The sequence below is a fragment of the Halobacillus sp. genome (genome assembly GCF_049282395.1).
GTDB lineage: Bacteria > Bacillota > Bacilli > Bacillales > Halobacillaceae > Halobacillus.
This window is the reverse complement of the sequence record NZ_JBAPTY010000456.1, coordinates 1-2,061: the sequence shown is the minus strand read 5'-3', so window position 1 is coordinate 2,061 and position 2,061 is coordinate 1. Positions and strand designations below refer to the sequence as shown.

Here is a 2,061-nt window from a genome sequence, read left to right as displayed (position 1 = left end):
ACTTCTCGTCCCTTCCTCTATACGATTACGCACGCCTGTGACTCTTTATACCTTCTAAACTGTTAATTTAGCCGCACTATTCACACTAAATCACATTTTCCGTAAAGGAGAATTGTTCAAAGCAGAGTCTGCCTACTTTTCGTGTTCGTAAAAGATAACAGTATAACAGCCAGTCTGGTATTGCTAACCATTACAGCTGCCATAGCGATTGTGTTGACAGTTCATCAATCATATAAAATTTTAAAGCGAATGAAAAAAGGATGCAATATAGGACTGGAAAACAAGATGTAAAGAAACAAGTCCCTTACCGCTCTCCTACATCCACGTGTTTAAATGATTACACAACGGGAATCCCTCACTTGTGGAAGTTATTTTCTCCATAGAAAAGACTTCCCAGATACCCTGCGAACAATCGAAGAGGTTTTATAAAAAGATGGAATGGGAATATAACTTTCCATTGCCCTCCGATGAACGGCAGGGGCAGTTTTTTACTAAGAAACGATAATCAATAACGCCAACTTAAGGAGGCTATTTTTACTATGAGTCGTTTTACAATTCCACGCGATATTTATTTCGAAGAGAATGCACTTGAAGTGTTAGAGTCTTTTGAAGGTAAAAAGGCCGCACTCGTTATTGGAGGAGGTTCTGTTAAACGTAACGGAAACCTTTCCAAGGTACAGGAACACCTGGCAGCTGCTAATATAGAAACAGAAGTACTGGAAGGCTTCGACAGTGAGCCAACCTTTGAAGTCGTCAAACAAGGCGCAAAAGATCTGGAGAAATTCCAGCCGGACTGGATTATCGGCATCGGCGGCGGATCCGCAATGGATTCTGCCAAAGCGATCTGGCTCTATTATGAGCACCCTGATCTTGCTTTTGAAGATGCAATTAAACCATTTGAACTGCCGCGCCTTCGCAATAAAGCGAAATTCGCCGGTATTCCAACAACAAGCGGAAGTGGTTCTGAAGTATCCAACCTTTCTGTTGTGGCCGATGAAACAACGAATGTGAAATATCCAGTAGCTGACTTTGAACTGACACCGGATGTTGCGATAATCGATCCGGTTATGATCGAACAACTGCCGAAGCACATCGCTGCTTATACAGGTATGGACGCATTCACGCACACCATCGAAGCTTATGTAGCGAAACCGCGTACGATGTACACGGATATTCTGTCACTAGGCGGAGCTGAAGTGATTAAAGATAACCTGCTTGCTTCTTATCAAGGCGATCAGGAAGCCGCTAAGAAAATGCACACCATTCAAGCAATGGCAGGCATGGCCTTTGCGAACGCTGTACTCGGTAACGTGCACAGCCTCGCTCATAAGAGTGGCCCAACGTTCGGCATTCCGCATGGCTATGCCAATGCGATCTACCTGCCTTACGTAATCCAGTTCAACCGTGAAGTGGTGGAAGATCGTTTCGCTGAAATCGCCCGTCGTCTGAATCTGAAAGGCGATAACGACGCTGAATTAACGGATTCTCTTGTTGAGTATATCTATCAACTGAACAAAGATCTCGGTCTTGCTACTACCCTTCAGGACTTCGGCGTATCCGAAGAAGAATTCAACAAGCATCTTGATACGATGGCTGAAAATGCTATGGAAGATCCATGCACAGGCACCAACCCGCGTGAAACTTCTCTAGAGCAAATGAAAGAGCTATTTAAAGCCTCTTTCTATGGCAAGGAAGCTCTAGTGAAAGCGTAAAAAATGAATTTCAATAGCAAAAGAGCTCAGGGAATTTCCCCTGAGCTCTTTTTTTATAGCTGAATAGCGGAAGTTGTGTTCTTCCTGCTTCTTTGAAATAATTTGAATTCCATACCGTTATCCATAGGAGGGATCATTTGAATCTTAGTACAACTTCTTAGATTTATAACTTTAAAGCACAAATTTCATCAACTCTAAGTGTTGCGCTTCTTTTGAATCCAGTCGCTCATCTAGCTAGTTATTCCCATCGTTTCCATAGCACGCGAAATTAGTTGGAACCATCTTCAACTTCTTCTGAAAAAGGTTTATACCAGAATAAAGCCTTGTCTATATGCGGGTTGTGTAAATG

1 protein-coding gene is annotated in these 2,061 nt (G+C 42.7%); it reads left to right on the top strand.

What is annotated here, in order from left to right; genetic code table 11:
* Positions 1-539: 539 nt before the first annotated feature.
* Entirely contained in the window at positions 540-1,712 is a 1,173-nt protein-coding gene (locus WAM07_RS18710) for an iron-containing alcohol dehydrogenase (protein WP_422168896.1), read from the top strand.
* The last annotated feature ends 349 nt before the right edge of the window (positions 1,713-2,061 follow it).

Bases quoted from the DNA above. Each gene is read 5' to 3' on its own strand.
- WAM07_RS18710 (WP_422168896.1), top strand. From the start codon at position 540: ATGAGTCGTTTTACAATTCCACGCGATATTTATTTCGAAGAGAATGCA.